23 protein-coding genes, 1 pseudogene and 1 riboswitch are annotated in these 24346 nt (G+C 40.8%); of the genes and pseudogenes, 7 read left to right on the top strand and 17 right to left on the bottom strand.

The window, feature by feature from the left end; translation table 11 throughout:
- Positions 1 to 39 precede the first annotated feature (39 nt).
- The 5 genes from RRU92_RS02890 to RRU92_RS02870 form a co-directional block, all read right to left on the bottom strand.
- A complete protein-coding gene (locus tag RRU92_RS02890) occupies positions 40 to 1308 on the bottom strand; it encodes a competence/damage-inducible protein A (RefSeq protein ID WP_315640338.1) in 1269 nt (422 codons plus the stop codon).
- 79 nt (positions 1309 to 1387) lie between these two features.
- Positions 1388 to 2407 carry a biofilm formation/cell division transcriptional regulator BrpA gene (gene brpA / locus RRU92_RS02885; RefSeq protein WP_315640337.1) on the bottom strand — a complete coding sequence of 340 codons (1020 nt, stop codon included), beginning with the start codon at positions 2405 to 2407 and terminating at the stop codon, positions 1388 to 1390.
- A gap of 4 nt (positions 2408 to 2411) precedes the next feature.
- The gene (locus tag RRU92_RS02880) at positions 2412 to 2933 is read right to left on the bottom strand and encodes a GNAT family N-acetyltransferase (RefSeq protein WP_315640336.1); all 522 of its coding nucleotides are present in this window, start codon (positions 2931 to 2933) and stop codon (positions 2412 to 2414) included.
- Positions 2923 to 3366 (bottom strand): tRNA (adenosine(37)-N6)-threonylcarbamoyltransferase complex ATPase subunit type 1 TsaE, encoded by a 444-nt coding sequence (tsaE, locus tag RRU92_RS02875; RefSeq protein WP_315640335.1) that lies wholly within the window; start codon positions 3364 to 3366, stop codon positions 2923 to 2925. Before tsaE ends, RRU92_RS02880 begins: the two co-directional genes overlap by 11 nt.
- 86 nt (positions 3367 to 3452) lie before the next feature.
- Positions 3453 to 4874 (bottom strand): NCS2 family permease, encoded by a 1422-nt coding sequence (locus tag RRU92_RS02870; protein WP_315640334.1) that lies wholly within the window; start codon positions 4872 to 4874, stop codon positions 3453 to 3455.
- 195 nt (positions 4875 to 5069) lie between these two features.
- Here RRU92_RS02870 and RRU92_RS02865 point away from each other — a divergent pair, with 195 nt between their 5' ends.
- Positions 5070 to 5882: a Cof-type HAD-IIB family hydrolase gene (locus RRU92_RS02865; protein ID WP_315640333.1), complete on the top strand. Its 813-nt coding sequence runs from the start codon at positions 5070 to 5072 to the stop codon at positions 5880 to 5882.
- 128 nt (positions 5883 to 6010) lie between these two features.
- On the opposite strand, the gene RRU92_RS02860 is transcribed toward RRU92_RS02865, so the two are convergent.
- The 10 genes from RRU92_RS02860 to uvrA all read right to left on the bottom strand — a co-directional run bounded on the left by RRU92_RS02860 (position 6011) and on the right by uvrA (position 17354).
- Positions 6011 to 6448 (bottom strand): SP_0198 family lipoprotein, encoded by a 438-nt coding sequence (locus RRU92_RS02860; RefSeq protein ID WP_315640332.1) that lies wholly within the window; start codon positions 6446 to 6448, stop codon positions 6011 to 6013.
- Positions 6449 to 6543: 95 nt separating this feature from the next.
- The gene (locus RRU92_RS02855; RefSeq protein WP_315640331.1) at positions 6544 to 7785 is read right to left on the bottom strand and encodes a folylpolyglutamate synthase/dihydrofolate synthase family protein; all 1242 of its coding nucleotides are present in this window, start codon (positions 7783 to 7785) and stop codon (positions 6544 to 6546) included.
- 343 nt (positions 7786 to 8128) lie between these two features.
- Positions 8129 to 8434, bottom strand: a complete 306-nt coding sequence (locus RRU92_RS02850) for a DUF1292 domain-containing protein (protein ID WP_000017624.1) — start codon at positions 8432 to 8434, stop codon at positions 8129 to 8131.
- A 15-nt stretch (positions 8435 to 8449) separates the two neighbouring features.
- Positions 8450 to 8869, bottom strand: a complete 420-nt coding sequence (gene ruvX, locus RRU92_RS02845; RefSeq protein WP_311522501.1) for a Holliday junction resolvase RuvX — start codon at positions 8867 to 8869, stop codon at positions 8450 to 8452.
- A 3-nt stretch (positions 8870 to 8872) separates the two neighbouring features.
- Positions 8873 to 9139, bottom strand: a complete 267-nt coding sequence (locus RRU92_RS02840; protein ID WP_000507060.1) for an IreB family regulatory phosphoprotein — start codon at positions 9137 to 9139, stop codon at positions 8873 to 8875.
- Positions 9140 to 9235: 96 nt separating this feature from the next.
- Positions 9236 to 9808, bottom strand: a complete 573-nt coding sequence (locus RRU92_RS02835) for an SP0191 family lipoprotein (protein ID WP_315640330.1) — start codon at positions 9806 to 9808, stop codon at positions 9236 to 9238.
- 66 nt (positions 9809 to 9874) lie between these two features.
- The gene (gene spx / locus RRU92_RS02830; RefSeq protein WP_000591165.1) at positions 9875 to 10273 is read right to left on the bottom strand and encodes a transcriptional regulator Spx; all 399 of its coding nucleotides are present in this window, start codon (positions 10271 to 10273) and stop codon (positions 9875 to 9877) included.
- Positions 10274 to 10408: 135 nt separating this feature from the next.
- A complete protein-coding gene (gene mgtA, locus RRU92_RS02825) occupies positions 10409 to 13069 on the bottom strand; it encodes a magnesium-translocating P-type ATPase (RefSeq protein WP_315640326.1) in 2661 nt (886 codons plus the stop codon).
- Positions 13070 to 13261: 192 nt separating this feature from the next.
- Positions 13262 to 13415: riboswitch (M-box (ykoK) riboswitch) on the bottom strand.
- A gap of 53 nt (positions 13416 to 13468) precedes the next feature.
- Positions 13469 to 14530, bottom strand: a complete 1062-nt coding sequence (locus tag RRU92_RS02820) for a M24 family metallopeptidase (protein ID WP_248034450.1) — start codon at positions 14528 to 14530, stop codon at positions 13469 to 13471.
- On the bottom strand, positions 14523 to 17354 hold the full coding sequence (gene uvrA / locus RRU92_RS02815) for an excinuclease ABC subunit UvrA (protein WP_315640325.1): 2832 nt from the start codon (positions 17352 to 17354) through the stop codon (positions 14523 to 14525). The genes RRU92_RS02820 and uvrA overlap by 8 nt, the downstream gene beginning before the upstream one ends.
- Positions 17355 to 17496: 142 nt before the next feature.
- Between uvrA and RRU92_RS02810 the strand changes: the two genes are divergently transcribed.
- From RRU92_RS02810 to RRU92_RS02795, 4 genes are all read left to right on the top strand, one after another.
- Complete coding sequence (locus RRU92_RS02810) at positions 17497 to 18441, top strand: magnesium transporter CorA family protein (RefSeq protein ID WP_315640324.1); 945 nt, start codon at positions 17497 to 17499, stop codon at positions 18439 to 18441.
- Positions 18442 to 18453: 12 nt separating this feature from the next.
- On the top strand, positions 18454 to 19128 hold the full coding sequence (locus RRU92_RS02805; protein ID WP_006146142.1) for a DUF1129 domain-containing protein: 675 nt from the start codon (positions 18454 to 18456) through the stop codon (positions 19126 to 19128).
- 200 nt (positions 19129 to 19328) lie between these two features.
- A complete protein-coding gene (locus RRU92_RS02800) occupies positions 19329 to 19592 on the top strand; it encodes a SemiSWEET family transporter (RefSeq protein WP_049496815.1) in 264 nt (87 codons plus the stop codon).
- Between the two features lie 150 nt (positions 19593 to 19742).
- A complete protein-coding gene (locus tag RRU92_RS02795; protein ID WP_315640323.1) occupies positions 19743 to 20780 on the top strand; it encodes an LD-carboxypeptidase in 1038 nt (345 codons plus the stop codon).
- Positions 20781 to 20825: 45 nt separating this feature from the next.
- Here the strand turns inward: RRU92_RS02795 and RRU92_RS02790 are convergent, their stop codons facing one another.
- The gene (locus RRU92_RS02790) at positions 20826 to 21500 is read right to left on the bottom strand and encodes a type II CAAX endopeptidase family protein (RefSeq protein WP_315640322.1); all 675 of its coding nucleotides are present in this window, start codon (positions 21498 to 21500) and stop codon (positions 20826 to 20828) included.
- Positions 21497 to 21934, bottom strand: a pseudogene (locus RRU92_RS02785) (DNA-3-methyladenine glycosylase I); the annotation flags it as partial. The pseudogene RRU92_RS02785 and the gene RRU92_RS02790, both read right to left, overlap by 4 nt.
- Before the next feature lie 543 nt (positions 21935 to 22477).
- Here RRU92_RS02785 and RRU92_RS02780 point away from each other — a divergent pair.
- Entirely contained in the window at positions 22478 to 22648 is a 171-nt protein-coding gene (locus RRU92_RS02780) for a hypothetical protein (protein WP_000873143.1), read from the top strand.
- Between the two features lie 385 nt (positions 22649 to 23033).
- Complete coding sequence (mef(A), locus tag RRU92_RS02775; protein WP_000417519.1) at positions 23034 to 24251, top strand: macrolide efflux MFS transporter Mef(A); 1218 nt, start codon at positions 23034 to 23036, stop codon at positions 24249 to 24251.
- Positions 24252 to 24346 lie beyond the last annotated feature (95 nt).

Genomic DNA, 24346 nt, shown 5'->3' with positions numbered 1-24346 from the left:
TATTCTCCTGTATTCTAATAGTCCTTAGACCTTCTTCTATTATAACAAATCTCCAGCACTTAATAAAGCTTTGCGAACTAGGTTAAAGGCATGTAAGACTGCAATTTCTCGGACATCAGCTCGACTTCTGCCTGCTATATTGGCCTGGATAACTTCTGTCCCCGAAGCTTGCGCCAAAGCGATAAAGACTGTACCTGCTGGATGACCTTCTAGGCTATCTGGTCCAGCCACTCCTGTCAAACTAATGCCAAAATCTGACTGGGTCTTGATTCGCGCCTGTTCAGCCATTTTTTCAGCAGTAAAGGCTGAGACGACTCCGTGCTTTTCCAATTCTGCTTGTGGAATATCAAGCATTTTTGCTTTTTCTTCAAGGCTATAGGTCACAAAGCCACCTTTAAAGATAGCAGATACACCTGAGAAATCAGCCAAAGTAGCTTGAAAAAGACCTGCAGTCAAGCTTTCTGCTGCAGTGATAGTTTTCTTTTGTTTTTTCAACTCTTCTACTACTAGGCTAGCCAAGCTAGTTTCTTCTCCATAGCCATAGCAAATTTCTCGAAGAGAAAGCCCCTCAAAGGTCTCTCTTTCAAGGATTTCCTCTGCTAACTCAACTAGAACACGATCCGCTTCTTCCTGACTGTTCGCCTTGGTAGACAAGCGAAGAGTCACCTCTCCAGTTTTAGCATAAGGTGCCAAGGTTGGATCCGTCTGTTGGTCAATCAAATCTGATAGAATGGTCACTAGCTGGCTCTCACCAATCCCAAAGAAACGTAGCACACGTGAATAGAGCTTAGATCCCGTTGTCAATCTTGGAAGCAACTCATTTAAGACCATAGGTTTCAATTCACTTGGAGGTCCTGGTAGAACAACGTAGGTTACCCCAGCCACCTCGATCATACCACCGACTGCCAGTCCTGTTTCGTTTGGTAATGGAGTTGAACCTTGAACAATCTGAGCTTGGCGCTCGTTGTTAGGAGTACGAGCATAGTCTGGTCTTTGAGCAAAAAAACGATCTAGTTTAGCCTGAGCTTGGGGATCAAAAACCAAATCTCGTCCCAAAAACTTGGCCACAGTTTGCTTGGTCAAGTCATCTTCCGTCGGACCCAAACCTCCCGTTAGAATGACCAGATTACTACGATTGCTAGCGAGCTCCAACAAGGATAAGAGACGACTTTCATTATCTCCCACAGCAGTCTGAAAATAGACGTCCACGCCAATTTCAGCCAACTTTTCAGACAAGAATTGCGCATTGGTATTGACAATTTGGCCTGTCAAAATCTCTGTTCCAACAGCTATAATTTCTGCTTTCATTTTTTCCTCCTACTTACCTATTCGGATTTCTTTGAAAAAATCGCAGGATAATTCCTACGATTTGATGGATAGTTTCTTGTTATTCTGACTCCTCAGAAGATGGTGGCAAGTGGCCAAAAAGATTCTCGTACAAGACTATATTGGTCTCCAAATTCGTAACCTCTGGTTGTCCGAGCGAACGGCGTAAAAGATTTTGCATCTCTAGTATATGCTCAGCGGAAACGATCTGGTAAGAAATCCCGTCAATCATTTCACCTTCACCACGTAATTGCTGAGTTTCGATATTTTTAAAGGAATCTTGATAACCCATCAACTGAGGAATCGTTGTGGTTGTAATCTCAATATTTGTCTGCATATTGTCACTAAGAGCCTTCAGAATCTCTTGATAGTGACTCACACTGTTCAGACTAAGAATCTTCTCGACAACTTTTTGAATCACTTCACGCTGACGTTTTTGACGACCATAGTCTCCTTCTGGATCCTGATAACGCATGCGTGAATAAACAAGGGCTTCTTCACCATTTAGCTTCTGTTCACCAACACCGATAGAAATCGTATTAAATGGTTCCTGATCTTGGATAGAGATTGGGAAACCTAGAGTGTTGTTGACTGTAATACCACCTACAGCATCAACCATTCTTTGAAGGCCATGCATATTGACCATCACATAACGGTCGATATGGATGTTCATCATCTTTTGAATCGTTGAAATAGACAACTCTGCTCCGCCATCAGCATAGGCAGCATTGAGCTTCGCTTCTCTAACACTACCATCTGGTTGCTGGATTTGTGTGAGAATATCACGCTCCAAACTCATCATGACTGTCTTCTTAGTTTTAGGATTCACTGTCACTAAGATCATTGAGTCACTATTCCCAGCCCATGGGTCTGTACGCTCAACATTTCCTGTATCCACGCCCATAAGCAAAATCGTCAGAGGTTCGGTCGCTTCAATGACCTTGGTTTCTTCACCGATTTTTTTATAGGTTTTAGCTAAAGTTTGCGTACTTTGCTGATAAATTGTATAGGCATAAGCACCTACACCTAGCACAGTCACAAGGACCAAACCCAAAAACATTCCAATTATTTTTTTTACCATACTCTTATTCGTCTATCAGTTGACCCATTAGGTAAACATCCAGAAACTCTCCTCCTTCTATACAAGCACCACGTTCCTGTAATCCTTCTATGTTAAAGCCCATTTTTTCATACAGATGCACCGCAGCAAGATTTCTTTTTTGAACTGTCAATTGTAACCGTCGAATACTACCACTTGATCTGGCCCATTCAATAGTTTCTTCCATCAAGATACTACCGAGACCATTTCCCCAGTAAGCTTTTTTTATTCCTAAAAAGACATCTCCAATATGACGAACTCGCGGACGTTGATCAGCTGTTATATTGATGATTCCTACTAACTCATCATTCAAAAAAGCGAGTAGGGTAATTTGATTATCCGACTGGGCCTGCTTATCCAAAAAATGTTGCATCTCAGACTCAGTCATTGCAATCCCATTTTCATCCAGACTGGTAAAATTAGACTCTTGACCAATCTGATCCAAGAGAGCAATGACCGCTGAAGCATCCTGGATTTCCGCTTCACGGATTAAAAGATCATACTCCATCCGTCAATCCTTTCAAAAGTTCTGTCGCTCTTTGGCCATGAGCATGAAAGACGATTTTTCGGCCCTCATCTTTTTTAAGGATTTCTAACTCCAGATAATCTGATGGAAGATTTTCCCCCAATAGATGTCCCCACTCAATAACCGTTACACCTGAACCAAAAAGAAATTCATCCAAGTCGATAGAATCTGCATCCCCTTCGATGCGATAAACATCTAAGTGATACAAGGGTAGACGTCCTTCATATTCTCTAACAATGGTATAAGTAGGACTCTTAATCATTTGATGAATGCCTAATCCCTTAGCCAGACCCTTTGTTAGCGTTGTTTTCCCAGCACCTAATTCACCAGTCAAAATCAACACATCATTTTTTTCTAACAAATGCCCTAGCTTTTCCCCAAGTGCAATCAACTCATCTTCATTTTTTGTGTACATGTACTTATTATACCAAAAAGTTTTATTTTGTGATATTTCCATCAACAAAAAAAAGAGGAGACTCCCTCTTTTTTTAGTTTTTGTCATTAGTTAAGAGCCATACTGATGTAGTTCAAGATAAACAAGGCATCCAAAATCCAAATCATGACATGCACATCTTTCACTTGACCTTTGACAACCTTCGTCAAAGTATAAGTTAAGAAACCAACGGCAATCCCTTGTGTAATTGAGTAGCTGAATCCCATAAAGATAGATGTGAAGAAAGCTGGAACAGCTTCAGCCATATCATCCCAAGGAATATTTTTCAAGTTAGAGAGCATCATAATTCCGACAATAATCAAAATTGGTGCAGTTGCAGCTGTTGGAACGATTGCTAGAAGTGGGCTAAAGAAGCTTGATAGGGCAAAACAGATGGCAACAACCAAAGCTGTCAAACCAGTACGTCCTCCTGCACCGATACCTGCTGCAGACTCAACATAAGTCGTAACGTTTGAAGTACCTGCAATGGCACCTACTGAAGTTGCCACCAAGTCAGAATAAAGAGCTTTATCCAATTTAGCTGACTCATGGTTTTCACCACTTGTCGCAATGATACCAACTTTTTCACCAGTACCGATAAGAGTACCGATAGTATCAAAAATATCTGTCAATGAGAAAGCAAGAATGGCCATCAAGGTTTCTGGCAAACGAGAAGTGTTTGAAATCAGAGATCCCAATCCTTCTGAACCAAGAGCAGCACCAAACAAAGTTCCTAGGTCGTTAACGGCTGATGAAAGATTATTGCTTGCAAAATCAATGCTAGACAAATCAACAAGACCAACAGCAATGGCAAGAACTGTCGTTGTCAAAATAGAAAGGATGATACCACCTTTGATCCCCTTAACAACGAAGAAGATAGTAATGGCAATACCTGCAAGAGCTACCAAGACAGCTGGTGTATTGAAGTCTACCAATCCTGGAACAGCTGCTGAGTTTGCAGTAAGTGCTGCTTGAGCCTTATCTGCTCCTTCACCTGCTACTGTATAAGTACCTGGGTCAATCGAGAATTTCAAGAGACCAGCATTCTTAATCCCAACATAAGCAAGGAAAACCCCAATACCAGCTGAAATCGCTGAACGAAGAGTTGTAGGAATAGATTCGATGATCATTTTACGAACATTGGTCAATGTAATAATCAATGAAATAATCCCACAGATGAAGACCATCCCAAGGGCTTCTTGCCATTTATAACCCATCCCAAATACGACGGTAAATGTGAAGAAGGCATTTAGTCCCATACCTGGAGCTTGCGCATATGGCAAGTTAGCATAGAAAGCCATCATCAAAGTTCCCACAACAGAACCGATAATTGTCGCCAAGAATACACCCTGAACAGGCATTCCTGTTTGTGAAAGCATTTGAGGGTTTACAAAGAGAATATAACTCATTGCAAAGAAAGTTGTTAAACCAGCAAGAACCTCTGTACGGACATCTGTCCCGTGCTCTTTTAGTTTAAATAGTTTGTCCATTTTTAATCTCCTTTATCATTTTACGAACAATACTGCTATTATATCACTAATCATTCATATTTTCAAGATGTTTTTCTAATTTTAAAAATTCTTATGAGATATTATTCTCTCTATTTTCGCTTATTATCAGCTTTTCTAGTCACTTTCTGATATAATAGAAAACATCTTATCTGAAACTAGATTCGGGAGGATTTTATGACTAAAAAAATGATTGCCGTCGATTTGGACGGAACCTTGCTCAACTCTGAAAGCAAACTTTCTGATTTTACTATTGAAACGATTAAGAAAATCTCAAAAAAAGGCCACCAAATCGTTATCGCAACTGGTCGCCCTTACCGTATGGCCAAAGATTTTTATGATCAACTTGAACTTGAAACCCCTATGATCAACTTCAACGGTTCACTTACTCATCTGCCAGGTAAGACTTGGAAACATGAAAAGTGTCTGACTGTGGACAAAAAATACCTCTTGGATATAGTGAAACGAAAAGAGGATATTGAGGCAGACTTTATCGCAGGCGAATACCGTAAAAAGTTTTACATTACAGCCCCGAACAAAGAAATTGCCGACCCTAAATTATTTGGTGTTGAAAACTTTCGCCCTGAAAATCAATTCCAGTCTGATTTAGTAACCAAGGGGCCTAACTGTATTCTATTACAAACTAGGGCAGACGATAAATATGCACTAGCAGAAGAGATGAACAGCTTCTACAAGCACCAACTCAATATTAACACTTGGGGTGGCCCTTTGAACATTCTCGAATGCACTCCCAAAGGAGTTCACAAGGCCTTTGCCCTTGAATATCTTCTCAATGTCATGAATATAGACAAACAGAATTTAATTGCCTTTGGTGACGAACATAATGACCAAGAGATGCTTTCTTTTGCAGGTAAAGGCTATGCCATGAAAAACGCAAATCCTGCTCTGTTACCTTTCGCAGACGAACAATTACCATTAACCAACGAAGAAGATGGCGTCGCTCAGTTTTTACAAGAACGATTTCTTTAATTTCACTCATTCTATACTTTTGTGGTAGACATTAGCTATCTTAAAAGTATGGAATTTTTTTGAGCTCAAAGTCAACGAAAAAGGATTTGCACCTGTTTTAGCCAGATCCAAATCCCAACAAATGATGTCTATTTCTTTAAAACGATACGATCAGAAACATCGCGGTCCATGTCATCGATAATAATCTGGTTCTCTTCTGCCACATAAATCTTGATATCGTCTCCAATAAAGACTCTCTGATTTTCTGGTTCGAAGGTCACCTTCTTAACCTCTTGATCTCCGTCCGCTTCAACTTCTGTCCACGTTCCGGTATTTCCAGTGACTATAAGAGTAATGCTATCACCCTCGTCTTGCCCCTTGTAGGTCCCATCTATATTAGTAGTTGTGTCAGTCTTTGCACTAGTAGTAGAACTAGAAGCACTGGTTTCTGATACTTGACTAGTGCTCGCTTCAGAGCTAGTGCTTGCTTGGGATGAAGGTGTCGACTTAGTTGTTGACGAGCAAGCAACTAAAAGACTAAGACTTGCTACAGTAGCAAGAGAAAGTGTAAATATTTTTAGTGACATAATGTCTCCTTTCTTTCAGGAGATAAAGGCAGAAAAACTGCAGAACTATTCTACTTATACTATATCAAATAAAGGAAACAAGGTCTATCAAGCAACTATGTTTTTATAAGGTAGGCACGAACTTCAGATATAAAATAGAGGGAACCTGTAACAAACAGTATGTCTTTCTCCCCTGCAGACTTTTCAAAATCATCTATAAAGTCTCGATAGGAAGCAACTCTATGATAGCCGCTCAAATCCTGCTCCTCCAAAGATCCCTGATAGTCAAAACTCGTCACATAGAGAGCTGTATCAGGTAAATGATCTGTCAGATAAGCAAGCATGCCACTGTAATCTTTACGCTTTAAAGCTCCAAAAAGGATTTGGGGATGATAACCTTGCTGAATTTTTTCCTGGATAAATTCAACCAATCGTTCTAATGCCGGTAGATTATGGGCACCATCTAGATAAATGTGCTCCGTAACAGCTTCTAGACGCCCAGCCCATCTGGTTGTTTTCAAAGCACACCGGACAACTTCCTCATTGATCTTTTCACCTCTCGCTGCCATAAACAACAGAAATGCCTGCAAAGCTAAAGCAGCATTCTCCTCTTGATAAGCTCCTTCCAAACCCAGTTTTAGTCGGGTCAAATCCGCTAGAGAAGAAGAAGAAAAATGTCCTGATTTGAAAGAAAAATCTCGGTCAGCTTGATAGAGAGTGACATCTAAATCTTCTGCTATCTTTTGACAAACGAGCTGGGCTTCAGGAGCTAAGTTTGCAATCACTGATACCTTTCCTGGCTTAAAAATCCCTGCCTTCTGTTCTGCGATTTCTTCCAGACTATTGCCCAAGGTCTCCTGATGATCTAGGCCGATTGATGTAATAACTGCGATCTCTCCAGTCACCACATTGGTCGTGTCAAGCAAGCCACCAATTCCAACTTCCAATAGAACTAGGTCCACCTCTTGTTCTTTAAAATGAAGCAAAGCAATCACGGTTAACAACTCAAAAAAAGACAATTGGTCATGAGTTTCTAGAAGTCTTTGCTCCATCGTCTTAACTTGATCTGCTAAACGGATAAAGTCTGGGGCCGATATCGGTTGACCATTGATACAAATCCGATCATGGATGCTAACAATGTGGGGCGAAGTAAAGGTTCCAACTTTCTTGCCATGAGAAACAAAGAGTTCCCTCATAAAGGCAATGGTTGACCCCTTGCCATTTGTCCCTGTCACATGGATAATTGGATAGGTTTGCTCAGGATTTCCCAACAAATCCACTGCCTTCTGCATACGCCCCAAACCTGATCTAAAATTCAATCCAATCCGACTATGAAGCCATTTTTCTACTTCAATCATGCTTATCTCCTTAACAAAAAAGCGAAGATTCTCTTCGCTTTTTACTTCATTAGCTAGTATTTAATTCTAGTATGGGAGAAAAATATCCTCCGGACGTTCCAACTCTCTCTAGTTTCTAGAAGTTGGGGTAAAAACGTTCCTGCTTTTTCTTCTTTCTAGAAGCAGGGCTGATACAGTCTACCAGACTTACCAGCTCTCTTTTAATTCAAGGAGCTGGGCTAAAAACATCCCCCAGATGTTCCAACTCTTTCTAGTTTCTAGGAGTTGGGCTAAAAACGTCCCCCAGTCTCACCAGTTCTCTCTTATTTCAAGGAACTGGGCTGATACAGTCTACCAGACTGTATCACTCCTCCATAAAGCTGTTGAAGACTTCTTCAATCATGTTCCATTCATCTTCTGAATCTTCAGGGATTGGTTGCAATTCGCCTTCTGTTCCATCTTCGTTTTCGATGAATGAGTAAGCTTGGATTTCAACTTCGCCGTTTTCATCTTCTTCTGCGTTAACTGGTACAAGAAGGACATAGTTTTTACCAAATTCTTCTTTTCCGTCAATAGTCAAAAGAATTTCAAATAAAGTTTCGTTTCCTTGCTCATCTACAAGTGTAATAAGTTCACGTTCTTCGTGATCGTGGTTGTGATCGTGTGACATAGTTTCTCCTCTGTCTTAAAATTTTCTATCTAAATAATTTTGCAAAATCAATTGAGCTGCTAATTTATCAATAACTTTTTTACGCTTATTGCGACTAATATCTGCTTGCTCAATCAACATACGCTCAGCGGCAACCGTAGTCAAGCGTTCATCTTGATAATCTACCGGTAAGCCAAAGAGCTCTACCAACTTCTCGCCATATGCCTGGCTAGCTTCCACCCGTGGGCCACTTGTGTTGTTCATGTTTTTAGGCAAACCGACAACAAACTGCTCCACTTTATAGGCTTCAACCAATTCTTTGAGACGTTCAAAACCAAACTGACCTTGTTCTTCATTGATTTGGATGATTTCAAGCCCTTGAGCCGTAAACCCAAGTGGATCACTAATCGCTACCCCTACCGTTTTTGAACCAACGTCCAATCCCATAATTCTCATAGATTATAGATCGACTCCTTGTCCTTTAAGGTAGTAGCGAACCAGTTCTTCAACGATTTCATCTCGCTCATACTTACGGATTTGATTTCGTGCATTGTTATAACGAGGAACGTAAGCTGGGTCTCCACTGAGAACATAGCCCACGATCTGGTTAATAGGGTTATAGCCCTTTTCATTCAAAGAAGCATAGACATCTGTCAATGTTTCACTGATTTCTTTTTTATTGGAATCGTCCAATTTAAAACGTACGGTTTCTTCAGTAAATCCCATTCTAACACCCTCTTTCCTTAGAATAGTACTATTATAGCACATTCGCGGTCGTTCTACAAATCACACAGTCTGATTCTGCTGATTTTCTGTGACTTTTTACTGGACTGTTGCCCCAATTGCAACACGATTAGCAATATAGTCCTCTGGTTCGTTTTTCAATAGATTTTCCAGTCCAACATTCTTCAAGTATTCGTTTTCACTGGCTTTTTTAATATCCATCGTTTGGAAATCATAGCTAGTCTTGGTTTCCATTTCTTTCTCATTTAAAAGAGTCGTTTCGATGGTAAAGCCTGAAATTTTTCGAGCTGCTTGCACAGACTCATCCTTATCCTCAGCTTCTTTAAGAGCTTTTTTAGCTTCATCTAATCCACGTTCAGAAATATAATTTTTTAAGTCTTCTGATACAGGACGTTTCTGCTGAATGATCAAGCTTAAAAATTGATTGCCTTTGTAGGTAATGATTTGAGTTTGCTGTGCTCCACTCTCATCAGCTGGCAAAACCAAGGTCTTGGTAACAACTGTATTCTTGCTTGCATTTTCTAATACAGGCAAAGTAGACTGTAGAGCTTCTTGAGAACTCTCAGTAGTTGAAGCTGCTGTTTCTTTTTTCTGACCACATCCAACGAGCAAAAATAGTGCTGCGAATGTTCCAATGACTAACTTTTTCATAAATCCTCACATGTTATCCAATTTAAATATTAGAGAAGGCCAGGAGTCACTCCCAGCCTTGATGTTTTATAGAGCCGCACGTAAACGCGCTTCTGCATTTTCCACATTACGGACAGAGCGTGGCAAAAAGGCACGGATATCGTCTTCTTTATAGCCGACTTGTAGGCGTTTCTCATCTACAAGAATCGGACTTTTCAAGATACGTGGTGTTTCCATGATTAGGTTGAGCACTTCATTGACACTCAAATCTTCGATATCAACACCAAGGGCCTTTGCATAACGATTTTTCGATGATACGATACTTGCAATTCCATTGTCTGTTTTTGTCAAAATATCAAGCAGTTCTTCTCTCGTGATTCCTTCCTTACCGAGGTTTTGTTCTTTATAACTTAACTGGTGGGCATTGAGCCAGGTCTTCGCTTTTTTACAGCTAGTACAACTTGAGACTGTATAAATTTTGATCATGTACCTACCCCTTTCGCTACATGTTACTATCAGTTTAAACTATTATACCATAAAAAACATCGGACTTGCGACCTATTTTTAAAAAATTTTAACTTTTTTGGCAATTTTTGAACTTTTTTCTTGACAAAACACGAACTATAACCATTCTTTATATTTCTTAATGTAAAATTTCTTAATAACTGTGACGCTAAACATATACAAGAAAATAATACAGATTAAGAACAAGAAGTAAGGAAGTCCTAAGGGTGCTAGACGAAGGATATTTACCAGTGGTCCATAAGGTAGACTGGTTACGAAAAAGGCTGCAACCAAAGTTGTCAAAATCACAAGCCAAGCTGGTCTGCTTTGTACAAAAGGAACTTTTGCTGTACGAAGCATATGGATGACCATGGTTTGAGACCACATAGATTCGATGAACCATCCTGTTTGGAACAAGATAATAAACTGAAGGGCAGATTCTGACCCATGAACATAATGATGGCCAGTCACCAAAGGAACAATGATAAAGTAGAGGAAGATAAAGGTCAAAATATCAAAGATAGATGAGATTGGACCCATCCAAACCATAAATCGCGTAATGGATTTTGCTTCCCATGTATGGGGTTGTTTGAGGAAGTCTTGATCCACATTATCAAATGGCAATGCCACACAAGATAAATCGTAGACTAGGTTTAGGACAATAAGATGAACAGGAGCCATTGGTAAAAATGGCAAGAAGATACTCGCAACCAGTAGTGAGAAGATATTTCCAAAGTTCGAACTAACGGTCATCTTGATGTACTTGGTCATGTTGGCGTAGACCTTACGGCCCTCAACAATACCAGTTTCAAGAACCATGAGATCCTTGTCTAGCAAGATAACACCCGCTGTTTCCTTGGCGATATCGACTGCTGTATCTACAGAAATACCGACATCTGCCACCTTCATGGATGGAGCGTCATTAATACCGTCCCCCATATAACCAACACCGTGACCATTTTTCTTTAACTGTAGAATGATGCGGGCTTTTTGGTCAGGTGACAATTTAGCAAAGACTGTTACTTTTTCAACCGCTTCTGCCAATTCTTGGTCTGTCATTTGGTCGATATCAGCTCCCAAAAGCATCTGCTCAACATCCAAACCAACCTTTTCACAGATGGCTTGGGTTACTTTTTCATTATCCCCAGTTAAAATCTTTGTTCTGACACCATGCTCAAGCAAAGCTTGGATAGCGGGTGCTGCAGATGGTTTTGGTGGATCCAAGAAGGCAAGGTAACCCGTAAGGATCATATCACTTTCATCATCCACAGCATAGGCATAGTCTTCACGTAGACCTGATTTGTAGCCAACACCTAAGACACGCAAGCCTTGACGGTTTAATTGACCAACTTCTGCCAGTACTTCTTGGCGAATACCTTCCGTAATAGGGATTATTTCTCCACGATATTCCACATGTGTCGAAATGGTCAACATTTCTTCTAAAGCGCCTTTGGTCACCATACTAACAACATTGCTGTCATCTTTGACGATAACACTCATGCGTCTACGCTCAAAGTCAAAAGGAAGTTCGTCAATTTTTTGAAAACTGGTATCTAGATTTTGTAGGATAGCGTGTTCTTTGGCTTCTTTTTCAGTTCTACTGATAATGGCACGGTCCATCAAGTTTTTCAAACCTGTTTGGAAATGTGAATTTAGATAAGCTCTTCTTAAGACTGCCATATCCAAATCACCATGGATATCCAAGGGATATTCTAAGACAATCTCATCTTGCGTTAGAGTTCCAGTTTTATCCGTACATAAGATATCGATTGCTCCTAAGTCTTGGATAGCATTGAGTTTTTTGATGACTACCTTTTCCTTGGCCATGATAATGGAACCTTTTGCTAAGCTGGCTGTAATAATCATCGGAAGCATTTCTGGTGTCAGTCCGACACCCACGCTCAAGGCAAAAACTCCAGCTTCTAGCCAGTCTCCATCGGTCAATCCATTTGCGAAAAACACGATTGGAACCATGACAAGCATCAAACGGATCAAGAGCCAGGAAATGCTGTTCATTTCACGTTCAAAAGAAGTTGATTCATCGTAGGTGTTGAGAGTCTGCTCGATGGCTCCCATCATGGTGTCATCACCAACAGCCAAAACCATAGCTGTAGCACTTCCTGAGATAACATTTGTCCCCATGAAGGCCAAAGATTCTGCTTCTAAGAGGCTATCTACATTTTGATTGGTGGCTTTATTTAAAGCAAGTTTTTCAACTGCATCGCTTTCTCCAGTCAAACCTGACTGTTGAACGAAAAAGTCGCGGGATTCAAACAAGATAACATCTGCAGGAATCATATCTCCCGCACTCAATTTCACGAGATCTCCTACAACCAACTCATCGATGGGTAACTCTTGTTCAAGACCATCACGAATAACAGTTGCAGTGTTGACAATCATTTTTGAAAGATTGGTTGTTGCCTTGTCGCTCCGCAATTCTTGGACAAAACGGATACCTCCTGAAATCAAAACCAAGACAACGATAATAATAGAGGTCGTTGGATCTTCTTGACCAGGTTTGGCAAGCCAGACATTTGTAACGAGAGAGATAAAGGCAATCACAAGCAAAATGATTGTGAAAGGATTGATGATGGACTCGTAAATCTTTTTAAAGATGGAATCCTCTTGACCTTTTGTGATGGTGTTTTCACCATATAGGTCACGGTTTTCTTCGACTTGTTCTTGGTCTAAGCCTTTTAGACTTGTATGGTAAAAAGCTAGACTATCTTTTAATGGAGTTTGAATAGCTGCTGCTAGTCTTTCTTTTGTAGTTTTCATTGGTTTCTCCTATCTGTATGAATGGTGATTTCATACACGGGGACCAATCACTTTATAAGGACAGAACGACACAAATCAGCGATTGGCTGTGTATGTGCGGTTCTGGATGATCGTCAATTTGCATCGTTTGTCTCCTTTCTTTGTTCTAAAACAGCAGAAAATCCTACCATAAAATGGCAGGACTAAAAAACTTATTATCTGTTTTCGTTCAAGCTTTAACTCCATAGGGCGATGTAATGAGCTTAGTCTTGACCTTCGCGACCATGACTGTTGACCAACGAGTAGTGTCTCCACTGCTTTGCGGTAGTCATCCGTATCCCTATGGTAGCCTCACCTACCGTTTTCGCCTTTCAGTATAAACCTTTAACTAGTAAAAGTCAACGATTTATCTCATTTTTCTTAGATTACGATTAATTCTTTTGGAGCAAGGGTTAATAACTCACAACCGGTATCTGTAATCAGGATGTCATCTTCAATACGAACCCCGTATTTACCTTCAATATAAATACCCGGTTCATCAGTCAAGACCATACCAGTTTTGATAACTTCTTTGGAAGTTTGGCTAAAGTAAGGTTCTTCGTGGATATCAAGTCCAATCCCGTGCCCGATACCGTGTGTAAAATATTCTCCATAGCCTGCTTCCACAATAATGTCACGAGGAATCTTATCAAAGTCACGGAAACCTAAACCAGCCTTAGCTTGGTCAATCAATGCTTGGTTGGCTTTTAGAACTGTATTGTAAATCTCTGCCTGCTCGTCACTGACATGACCGAGGTAGATGGTCCGAGTCATATCACTCACATAATGCTCGTAAAGGCACCCAAAGTCCATAGTGATAGCTTCGCCTAGTTCTACTGGCTTGTGCATTGGGTGAGCATGGGGTTTAGAAGAGTTAATACCGCTCGCTAGAATGGTATCAAAAGACAAGCCAGATGCTCCCAACTCACGCATGCGGAAGTCAAGGAAGTTGGCAATTTCAATTTCTGTCTTCCCTGGCTTGATAAAGTCAAGAGCATCGCGGAAAGCTTGGTCTGAGATAGAACAAGCCTTGCGAATCGCTGCAATCTCCGTCTCATCTTTAATCATGCGAAGACCTTCAACAAACTGAGTTTGTGGAAGCAAGTCCAAACCCGCAAAAGCTGCCTGCATACGGTGATAATAAGACACTGAAATCTCGTCCTCAAAACCGATTCGAGACAAGCCCATGTCCTTAACAATGCCAGCAATGACAGCCAATTCATCACGGTCAGCCACAATCTCAAAACCACTGGTTTCTTGCTTGGCTGCAATGATATAGCGAGAGTCTGTCACCAAGACCTGACGGTCACGGCTGATAAAGACTGTTCCGTTTGAACCCCAAAAACCAGTCAGGTAATAGACATTTTTAAGGTTATTGATGATGATGCCATCTAATTCTTTTTCTTGCATTTTAGCTAGAAATGCTTGTACACGTTTATTCATGATGTAACTTTCCTTTCAAATAGTGTCCTGTGTAGCTGGCTTCGTTGGCCGCTACTTCTTCTGGAGTTCCTGTTGCGATGATGGTTCCACCGCCGACACCTCCTTCTGGGCCTAGGTCGATAATATGGTCTGCTGTTTTGATAACATCCAGATTGTGCTCAATGACGAGAACTGTATTGCCATCATCGACAAAGCGGGACAAAACGGTGAGTAGACGAGCGATGTCCTCAGTATGCAAACCAGTTGTCGGTTCATCCAGAATGTAGAAAGATTTTCCTGTCGAGCGTTTGTGGAGTTCACTAGCCAACTTCATACGCTGAGCTTCTCCACCAGAAAGTGTCGTGGCTGGTTGTCCCAAGGTCACATAGCCTAGACCAACATCTTTGATAGTCTGGAGTTTGCGTTGAATCTTTGGAATGTGTTTGAAAAATTCTACCGCATCGTTGACGGTCATATCTAAAACTTGCGAGATATTTTTTTCTTTATAATGAACTTCTAGGGTCTCACTGTTATAACGGGTTCCGTGGCAGACTTCACAAGCCACGTAAACATCTGGCAAGAAGTGCATCTCAATCTTGATAATCCCGTCACCTGAGCAGGCTTCACAGCGACCACCCTTAACGTTGAAACTGAAACGACCCTTCTTGTAGCCTCGAATCTTGGCTTCATTTGTCTGAGCAAAAAGGTCACGTATATCGTCAAAAACTCCCGTATAGGTAGCAGGGTTAGACCTTGGCGTTCGTCCGATAGGGCTCTGGTCAATATCAATCAAGCGGTCTACATGCTCAATCCCTGTTATGGTCTTGAATTTACCAGGCTTGTCTGAATTGCGGTTGAGTTTTTGAGCAATGGCTTTTTTGAGGATACTGTTGATTAAGGTCGATTTCCCTGAACCTGATACACCTGTCACCGCGATAAACTTTCCTAACGGGAAGCGGGCAGTAACATTTTGCAAGTTGTTCTCACGCGCTCCTGTCACTTCGATAAAACGACCATTTCCGACACGTCGCTCTTCTGGCACTGGAATGGCACGTTTGCCTGACAAGTACTGACCTGTAATAGACTTGCTGTTGCGAGCCACTTGCTTGGGCGTTCCTGCAGCAACAATCTCTCCACCAAAGACCCCTGCACCAGGACCGACGTCGATCAGATAATCAGCCTCTCGCATGGTATCTTCATCGTGTTCTACCACGATGAGAGTATTTCCTAAATCCCGCATCTTTTTGAGACTGGCAATCAGACGATCATTGTCCCTCTGGTGGAGACCTATGGACGGCTCATCTAGGATATAAAGGACTCCAGATAGGTTAGAACCAATCTGGGTTGCCAAACGAATACGCTGACTTTCCCCACCTGAAAGGGTTCCTGCCGAACGTGACAGGGTCAGATAGTTAAGACCCACGTTATTAAGGAAGGTCAAACGGTCCTTGATTTCCTTGAGAATAGGCCGAGCAATAATAGCTTCATTTTCAGACAAGGTTAACTGGCTCACCAAGTCCAAGTGGTCTGCGATAGACAGGTCTGAAATTTCTCCGATATGTGGTCCTTTCTCACCACCAACACGGACAGACAAAGCCTGGTCATTGAGGCGATAACCATGACAAGTTCCGCAGGTCAGCTCATTCATGTAGAGGCGCATCTGGGTGCGAGTGTAGTCACTATTAGTTTCATGGTAGCGACGTTTGATATTATTGACAACTCCTTCAAACGGAATGTCAATATCGCGCACACCACCAAATTCATTCTCATAGTGGAAATGGAATTCCTTGCCATCAGACCCATAGAGAATCAAGTTCTTATCTTCTTCTGACAAGTCCTCAAAAGGCTTATCCATATCCACTCCAAAGGCTGTCATGGCCTGATCTAGCATATTTGGATAGTAGTTAGATGAGATAGGATTCCAAGGTGCTAGCGCTCCCTCACGTAAGGTTTTGCTGGCATCTGGTACTACCAAATCAGTATCCACTTCCAGCTTGATGCCCAAACCGTCACACTCACTACAAGAACCAAAAGGAGCATTGAAGGAGAAAAGACGAGGTTCTAGTTCTGAAACTGTAAAACCACAGACTGGGCAGGCATAATGTTCTGAAAAGAGTAACTCCGAATCATCCATAGTATCGATAACCACATAACCTTCTGCGATACGAAGGGCAGCCTCAATGGAATCAAAGAGACGACTACGAATGCCCTCCTTGATAACAATACGGTCAACCACGACATCGATATTGTGTTGCTTACTCTTAGACAGCTCAGGCACTTCGGTCACATCATAGACTTCCCCATCCACACGGACACGAACATAACCGTCTTTCTGAACCTTCTCAATAACACTCTTATGTTGGCCTTTTTTCTTACGAATAACAGGAGCCAAAATCTGCAGACGCTGGCGCTCTGGCAATTCCAAAACCTTGTCTACGATCTGTTCGACAGACGAAGCTTTGATAGCCCCATGTCCATTGATACAGTAGGGTATTCCTACACGAGCATAGAGAAGACGTAGATAATCGTTGATTTCCGTCGTTGTTCCAACCGTCGAACGAGGATTTTTACTGGTCGTTTTCTGGTCAATGGAAATGGCAGGGCTGAGACCATCGATAGAATCCACATCTGGCTTTTCCATATTGCCCAAGAACTGACGAGCATAGGCTGACAGACTCTCAACGTAGCGACGTTGCCCTTCTGCATAAAGGGTATCAAAGGCAAGACTGGATTTGCCCGAACCCGACAGCCCCGTCACCACAACTAGCTTGTCTCGTGGAATTTCCACGTCAATATTTTTTAAATTATGGGCGCGTGCCCCATGGATGACAATCTTATCTTGCATGTTACTTCTTTCTAGTCCATTGTTGCTTTCCATTATACCAAAAAAAGTGAAATTCTATTACCAAAAAAGCTGATTTTGTAGTATAATAGTATGGTGTCAAAAATCACTGAAACACAGAATAGATTAGGAAAGGATAGGAGATATGAAACAAGTCTTTCTCTCAACAACAACTGAATTTAAAGAGATCGATACGCTCCAGCCGGGCACTTGGATCAATCTCGTCAATCCTACACAAAGCGAATCGATGGAAATCGCCTCGGCCTTTGATATTGATATAGCTGACCTCCGTGCACCACTCGATGCGGAAGAGATGTCTCGTATTACTATCGAAGATGAGTACACTCTGATCATCGTAGACGTTCCCATTACCGAGGAGAGAAATAACCGTACCTACTATGTGACCATTCCCTTGGGGATTATCATCACAGAGGAGGCTATCATCACCACTTGTTTGGAACCTCTACCACTTCTAGATATCTTCATCAATCGTAGGCTTCGAAATTTCTATACCTTCATGCGTTCGCGCTTCATCTTCCAAATCCTCTATCGCAATGCAGAGATATACTTGACAGCCCTCCGTTCTATCGAACGTAAGAGTGAGCAAATCGAAAGCCAACTTCACAAATCTACTCGAAATGAAGAATTGATTGAACTCATGGAGTTGGAAAAGACCATCGTCTACTTCAAAGCCTCTCTTAAGACAAACGAGCGCGTGATTAAAAAGTTGACCAGCGCAACTAGCAATATCAAGAAATACCTTGAAGACGAAGATCTACTGGAAGATACCTTGATTGAAACGCAACAGGCCATCGAGATGGCGGATATCTATGGAAACGTCCTTCACTCTATGACAGAGACCTTTGCCTCTATCATTTCAAACAACCAGAACAATATCATGAAAACCTTGGCCCTCGTGACCATCGTTATGTCTGTGCCGACTATGATTTTCTCTGCTTACGGAATGAACTTTAAGGATAATGAAATCCCTTTAAACGGAGAACCGCATGCTTTCTGGCTCATCGTCTTTATCGCCTTTGCTATGAGTGTTTCTCTCACTCTTTACCTCATCCATAAAAAATGGTTCTAAACAGGAGTTATTATGTCACAGATTGATTTAAAAGAATTAACAAAGAAAAACCAGGAATTTATCCATATTGCAACCCAGCAATTTCTCAAGGACGGAAAAACAGATGCTGAAATCAAGGCTATCCTTGAAGAAGTCATTCCTCATATCCTTGAAGAACAACCAAAGGGAGTGACAGCTCGTTCTATCTACGGAGCACCAACTCACTGGGCTCATAGTTTCAGCGAAAAAGAGCAGTACGAAAAAGAACATCCAAAAGAAAACGACGATCCAAAATTGATGATGTTGGATTCAGCCCTTTTCATCACAGGATTATTTGCAGTAGTTAGCGCCTTGATGAGCTTCTTCTCAAACCAACCTGTGGCCTACGGGTTGGTAACACTTATCAGTGTAGGGGCCTTTGGTGGAGTTGCCTTTTACCTTCTCTACCACTTCATCTACCGCTACTACGGACCAGATACTGACCGTAGCCAACGCCCACCATTCTGGAAATCACTTTTGGTCATGCTAGCAACCATGTTTGCCTGGGTCTTCATCCTCTTCTTGAGTAACTTCCTTCCACAAGCCATCAACATCAGTCTCCCACCACTTGTTTTATTGGTGATTGGAGGAGCTCTCCTTGCCCTACGTTTCTACCTCAAAAAACGGTTCAACATCAAGAGCGCAAGTGCAGGACCAGCTAGATATTAAGATAAACAAAAAAAGTAGTGTGTTTTGTAGACAGACTACTTTTATTATGGCTCCAAAGTATTTTTTGATTCTCCAAAGAAAAGTAGCTACATTTTCTAAAAACGTTCTAATGTAAAGGCTTCCCTTAGAATCCCAAGGTTTTATCCTTGAATCCAAGCTGTTTTTCTGTTATACTAATAAAGCAATAAGGAGAAATATATATGACTAAACAGAGAATTAATCAAATTGTTGGTTCAATTGGTGCCTTTATCGGGATTATTGTATTTATAGCCTACATCCCCCAAATTTTTGCCAATTTACAAGGAAATAAAGCTCAACCATTTCAACCTTTATCAGCAGCAGTCTCTTGCTTAATCTGGGTCATTTATGGATGGACAAAAGAGCCTAAGAAAGACTGGATTCTAATCATTCCAAACTCGGCTGGGGTTGTCCTTGGCGGACTGACCTTCCTTACTGCTCTATAAGAAATTAACTACTATAATAGCAACCACATCGAGCGGTTGCTTTTTTGCTTACTTTCTTGATTTAAAAGCCTTTTTCTGATTCTAATTCTTGTTGTTTCCCCTCTTCTTTTGTGATACAATAGCATCAATTCATTTCTAGGAGGATGAGATATGGTTTCTACTATTGGTATTGTTAGTTTGTCTAGTGGCATTATCGGAGAAGACTTTGTCAAACACGAAGTGGACTTGGGTGTCCAACGTCTCAAGGACCTGAGACTCAATCCTATCTTTTTACCCCATTCGTTAAAAGGCTTAGACTTTATCAAGGACCATCCTGAAGCGCGTGCAGAGGATTTGATTCAGGCCTTTTCTGATGATAGTATCGACATGATCCTATGCGCCATTGGTGGAGACGATACCTATCGTTTGCTACCTTATCTTTTTGAAAACGACCAACTTCAAAAGGTTATCAAGCAAAAGATTTTTCTTGGCTTCTCAGATACAACCATGAACCATCTCATGTTGCATAAACTAGGAATCAAGACTTTTTACGGCCAATCATTTCTAGCAGACATTTGTGAGTTAGACAAAGAAATGTTGCCATATAGCTGCCACTACTTTAAAGAATTGATTGAGACTGGAAAAATCTCAGAAATTCGCCCCAGTAACGTTTGGTATGAGGAACGGACTGATTTTAGTCCCAAAGCCTTGGGAACACCTCGTATCAGTCATACAAATACTGGTTTTGACTTGTTGCAAGGAAGTGCTCAGTTTGAGGGAGAAATTCTCGGCGGTTGTCTTGAATCTCTTTATGATATCTTTGACAACTCTCGATACGCAGATAGCACAGACCTCTGCCAAAAATACAAACTTTTCCCTGACTTATCCGACTGGGAAGGAAAGATTTTATTGCTAGAAACAAGTGAAGAAAAGCCTGAACCTGACGACTTCAAAAAGATGTTGCGGACTTTAAAGGAAACTGGTATATTCGAGGTCATCAGAGGACTCTTGGTCGGGAAACCTATGGATGAAACTTTCTATGACGACTATAAAGAGGCACTATTGGATATCATTGATAGCAATATCCCGATTGTCTATAATCTAAATGTTGGTCATGCAACTCCAAGAGCAATTGTCCCCTTCGGAGTCCACGCCCATGTAGACGCAATGGAGCAAGTCATTCGCTTTGACTATAACAAAGAAAGCTGAGATGAATTTCTCAGCTTTTTCTCATTATCATTACTAGTATTTTCATCACATACTACTGATAGCTAAAATGATCAAGGAAAGACTGTTGCTTAACATGTGAACAAGTAGGGGATAGTAGATATTCTCCTTTTCTTTCACATAAATAATTGAAAAGGCAAGACCACCACCTAGGTAACCGACTGCACCGACCCACTCTGATAAAGACAAACTGTGCATATGAGTAAGCGCAAAGGCAAGGCCGACCAAAAAGACACTCAGCCAAGTTGGCAGATTTTTCCTCAAATATCTCAATAAAATTTGACGGAAAAAGAGCTCTTCCACTATAGGTCCTATGATGCAGGCGAAAACGGCTATCAGTAGTGGTTGCTCTTGAAAGGTACTTTGAATATTCGACTGGTTTAGACCTTGTCCGACCAGCCCAAAAAACTGCCTCAACATCTCTGATACAAAGCCAAAGACAACAGTCATCAGAAAGAGAAAAATCCACCCTGTTAAGACGCCAAAGATAAATTTCCTTTTAGAATTTCTAACCTCTTCCCACTTTTGGAGCAATAGGGACTTAAATAAGAAGCAACCATACACAAACATGATGGTATAGACCAAATAAGTCCCTGCAGAAGAAGGCAATGGAGCATCAAATACTCGTATACCATCAAAAACAAAGAGAACTGTATAGAGTATCGAAAAAATCAGAATTCCCTTATTTTTGTTAGACATCATTTAAGACCCTTCCATTCACAATCATTCTCATGGTCATCAACTAGCCCTGCTGCTTGTAGAAAAGACAAGACAGCAACTGGCCCAGTGAACTTAAAGCCTCGTTTTTTGAGATCTTTGGATAATTTCTCAGATAGAGCTGTTTTGGCAGGCGCCTGGCTGTAGTCAGGTACATCATTCACAATCGTCTTCCCACCGACAAAAGACCAAATATAAACATCAAAAGTTCCGAATTCTGCCTGAACTTGTAGAAAGGCCTGAGCGTTGGCCCGCGTCGCAAATATCTTGGCACGATTGCGGATGATAGCTGGATTATCCATCAAAGCTTCCAATTCTTCATCAGTCATGTCCGCAACACCTTGAACTTGATAGTCATGAAAAGCTTGACGAAAAGCTTGGCGTTTATTGAGCACCGTTTCCCAAGACAGACCATGTTGAGGCGGTAAGTTTGCTAGTCAAGGAGTAAAACGACGAAGATTAGCATTTACTTCCGCCCATGCGATAGCTGTCCGTGATTGACAAGTGCTAGCACGCAGACAGAACGGAGATAGCGAACCGCTGAGTGTGTCGCTCTGCTCGTAAAAGCTTAGAAACCTTTGAACGAAAGGGATAATGAAAGCCTTGATTGCAAGGCTTTTTGCTTTATGGTGGGTAAGTATCAGAGTGAGAAAATTTTTGGAATGAGTAGAAGTGATAGCTAGAAATTATCAGTTTCTATTTCCATTTACCCTGTGGGTACGTGTTTGTTTCCATTGACAAGGAGTTTGTGGGAATAGAAATGTACCCACCTTGTTTGAATCAAGTGAAGTGTAGTTGAAGGAAATCTGTTGAAAGCAATACTTCATTTTACCGAATAAGTAATAATTTAGGCAACTTCAAATCGATTAAAAAAAACTATTTTAAAGGTTAAGAGTAGACAAAAATTGTCCACTCTTTTTTGCAAACTCAATTTATCAATAAATGAAATGAGGGAATGTAAAATGAAATATTTTGAGGTTGAGTTAGAAAATCCTGATGAATTTTTAAAACTACAAACAGAAGATTTTGTGAAAGCTAATCGCTTGCTACTAAGGAAGATAATCCAGAGCGTTACAGTCTATGAAGAAAACTTCGTCATATCCTTTAAATCTGGCATCGAATTGGAAGTATGAGTCTCATTCCATAACTTTTATATTGAACATATCATCTTGTTGTGTTATACTATAAATTGATATAAACAAAGATGTAGGAGGAACCGAAACTATGACAGCCTCAATGCGTTTAAGATAAGCTGGCAATAAAAAAAGCAGAATCTATACCCGATGATAGGCTTTTTTGTTGTGCTTATTTATACGATATTGAGCATTCATTAGTTACGGTGAGGATATTGGTTATTTAACTATACCTTTATTTAACTATGTCTTTAATATGAATGTTTCCAAATTGTATGTATGCAGACCAAAAGCCACATTGTGGGGTTTGGCCTGCATTTTTTATTGCCTAGAATGCTATTCAAAATAGAAATTCAAGCAAAATAATATGCAGGAGATAATATAAATGGAAAAATACAACAATTGGAAACGAAAATTTTATGCAATATGGGCAGGGCAAGCAGTATCATTAATCACTAGTGCCATCCTGCAAATGGCGATTATTTTTTACCTTACAGAAAAAACAGGATCTGCGATGGTCTTGTCTATGGCTTCATTAGTAGGTTTTTTACCCTATGCGATTTTGGGACCTGCCATTGGTGTGCTAGTGGATCGTCATGATAGGAAGAAGATAATGATTGGTGCCGATTTAATTATCGCAGCAGCTGGTGCAGTGCTTGCTATTGTTGCATTCTGTATGGAGCTACCTGTCTGGATGATTATGATAGTATTGTTTATCCGTAGCATTGGAACAGCTTTTCATACCCCAGCACTCAATGCGGTTACACCACTTTTAGTACCAGAAGAACAGCTAACGAAATGCGCAGGCTATAGTCAGTCTTTGCAGTCTATAAGCTATATTGTTAGTCCGGCAGTTGCAGCACTCTTATACTCCGTTTGGGATTTAAATGCTATTATTGCCATCGACGTATTGGGTGCTGTGATTGCATCTATTACGGTAGCAATTGTACGTATACCTAAGCTGGGTAATCAAGTGCAAAGTTTAGAACCAAATTTCATAAGGGAGATGAAAGAAGGAGTTGTGGTTCTGAGACAAAACAAAGGATTGTTTGCCTTATTACTCTTAGGAACACTATATACTTTTGTTTATATGCCAATCAATGCACTATTTCCTTTAATAAGCATGGAACACTTTAATGGAACACCTGTGCATATTTCTATTACGGAAATTTCCTTTGCATTTGGGATGCTAGCAGGAGGCTTATTATTAGGAAGATTAGGGGGCTTCGAAAAGCATGTATTACTAATAACAAGTTCATTTTTTATAATGGGGACCAGTTTAGCCGTTTCGGGAATACTTCCTCCAAATGGATTTGTAATATTCGTAGTTTGCTGTGCAATAATGGGGCTTTCGGTGCCATTTTATAGCGGTGTGCAAACAGCTCTTTTTCAGGAGAAAATTAAGCCTGAATATTTAGGACGTGTATTTTCTTTGATCGGAAGTATCATGTCACTTGCTATGCCAATTGGGTTAATTCTTTCTGGATTCTTTGCTGATAAAATCGGTGTAAATCATTGGTTTTTACTATCAGGTATTTTAATTATTGGCATTGCTATAGTTTGCCAAATGATAACTGAGGTTAGAAAATTAGATTTAAAATAAACAATATTGGAGGAATATTTATGTATCTTATTTTCATGTAACTCTTCCTGCTAAAATCGCAGGGTTTTCCCTGCATACAAGCAAATGAAAGCATG

Source organism: Streptococcus sp. DTU_2020_1001019_1_SI_AUS_MUR_006 (genome assembly GCF_032340315.1).
Classification (GTDB): domain Bacteria; phylum Bacillota; class Bacilli; order Lactobacillales; family Streptococcaceae; genus Streptococcus.
Note: the sequence above shows the minus strand (reverse complement) of the source record. Positions and strands in the feature narration are given on the sequence as shown.

What these genes read in the sequence shown, in the direction of transcription:
- RRU92_RS02890 (WP_315640338.1), bottom strand. Translation starts at nt 1,308, where the DNA reads ATGAAAGCAGAAATTATAGCTGTTGGAACAGAGATTTTGACAGGCCAA.
- brpA (WP_315640337.1), bottom strand. Translation starts at nt 2,407, where the DNA reads ATGGTAAAAAAAATAATTGGAATGTTTTTGGGTTTGGTCCTTGTGACT.
- RRU92_RS02880 (WP_315640336.1), bottom strand. Translation starts at nt 2,933, where the DNA reads ATGGAGTATGATCTTTTAATCCGTGAAGCGGAAATCCAGGATGCTTCA.
- tsaE (WP_315640335.1), bottom strand. Translation starts at nt 3,366, where the DNA reads ATGTACACAAAAAATGAAGATGAGTTGATTGCACTTGGGGAAAAGCTA.
- RRU92_RS02870 (WP_315640334.1), bottom strand. Translation starts at nt 4,874, where the DNA reads ATGGACAAACTATTTAAACTAAAAGAGCACGGGACAGATGTCCGTACA.
- RRU92_RS02865 (WP_315640333.1), top strand. Translation starts at nt 5,070, where the DNA reads ATGACTAAAAAAATGATTGCCGTCGATTTGGACGGAACCTTGCTCAAC.
- RRU92_RS02860 (WP_315640332.1), bottom strand. Translation starts at nt 6,448, where the DNA reads ATGTCACTAAAAATATTTACACTTTCTCTTGCTACTGTAGCAAGTCTT.
- RRU92_RS02855 (WP_315640331.1), bottom strand. Translation starts at nt 7,785, where the DNA reads ATGATTGAAGTAGAAAAATGGCTTCATAGTCGGATTGGATTGAATTTT.
- RRU92_RS02850 (WP_000017624.1), bottom strand. Translation starts at nt 8,434, where the DNA reads ATGTCACACGATCACAACCACGATCACGAAGAACGTGAACTTATTACA.
- ruvX (WP_311522501.1), bottom strand. Translation starts at nt 8,869, where the DNA reads ATGAGAATTATGGGATTGGACGTTGGTTCAAAAACGGTAGGGGTAGCG.
- RRU92_RS02840 (WP_000507060.1), bottom strand. Translation starts at nt 9,139, where the DNA reads ATGGGATTTACTGAAGAAACCGTACGTTTTAAATTGGACGATTCCAAT.
- RRU92_RS02835 (WP_315640330.1), bottom strand. Translation starts at nt 9,808, where the DNA reads ATGAAAAAGTTAGTCATTGGAACATTCGCAGCACTATTTTTGCTCGTT.
- spx (WP_000591165.1), bottom strand. Translation starts at nt 10,273, where the DNA reads ATGATCAAAATTTATACAGTCTCAAGTTGTACTAGCTGTAAAAAAGCG.
- mgtA (WP_315640326.1), bottom strand. Translation starts at nt 13,069, where the DNA reads ATGAAAACTACAAAAGAAAGACTAGCAGCAGCTATTCAAACTCCATTA.
- RRU92_RS02820 (WP_248034450.1), bottom strand. Translation starts at nt 14,530, where the DNA reads ATGAATAAACGTGTACAAGCATTTCTAGCTAAAATGCAAGAAAAAGAA.
- uvrA (WP_315640325.1), bottom strand. Translation starts at nt 17,354, where the DNA reads ATGCAAGATAAGATTGTCATCCATGGGGCACGCGCCCATAATTTAAAA.
- RRU92_RS02810 (WP_315640324.1), top strand. Translation starts at nt 17,497, where the DNA reads ATGAAACAAGTCTTTCTCTCAACAACAACTGAATTTAAAGAGATCGAT.
- RRU92_RS02805 (WP_006146142.1), top strand. Translation starts at nt 18,454, where the DNA reads ATGTCACAGATTGATTTAAAAGAATTAACAAAGAAAAACCAGGAATTT.
- RRU92_RS02800 (WP_049496815.1), top strand. Translation starts at nt 19,329, where the DNA reads ATGACTAAACAGAGAATTAATCAAATTGTTGGTTCAATTGGTGCCTTT.
- RRU92_RS02795 (WP_315640323.1), top strand. Translation starts at nt 19,743, where the DNA reads ATGGTTTCTACTATTGGTATTGTTAGTTTGTCTAGTGGCATTATCGGA.
- RRU92_RS02790 (WP_315640322.1), bottom strand. Translation starts at nt 21,500, where the DNA reads ATGATGTCTAACAAAAATAAGGGAATTCTGATTTTTTCGATACTCTAT.
- RRU92_RS02780 (WP_000873143.1), top strand. Translation starts at nt 22,478, where the DNA reads ATGAAATATTTTGAGGTTGAGTTAGAAAATCCTGATGAATTTTTAAAA.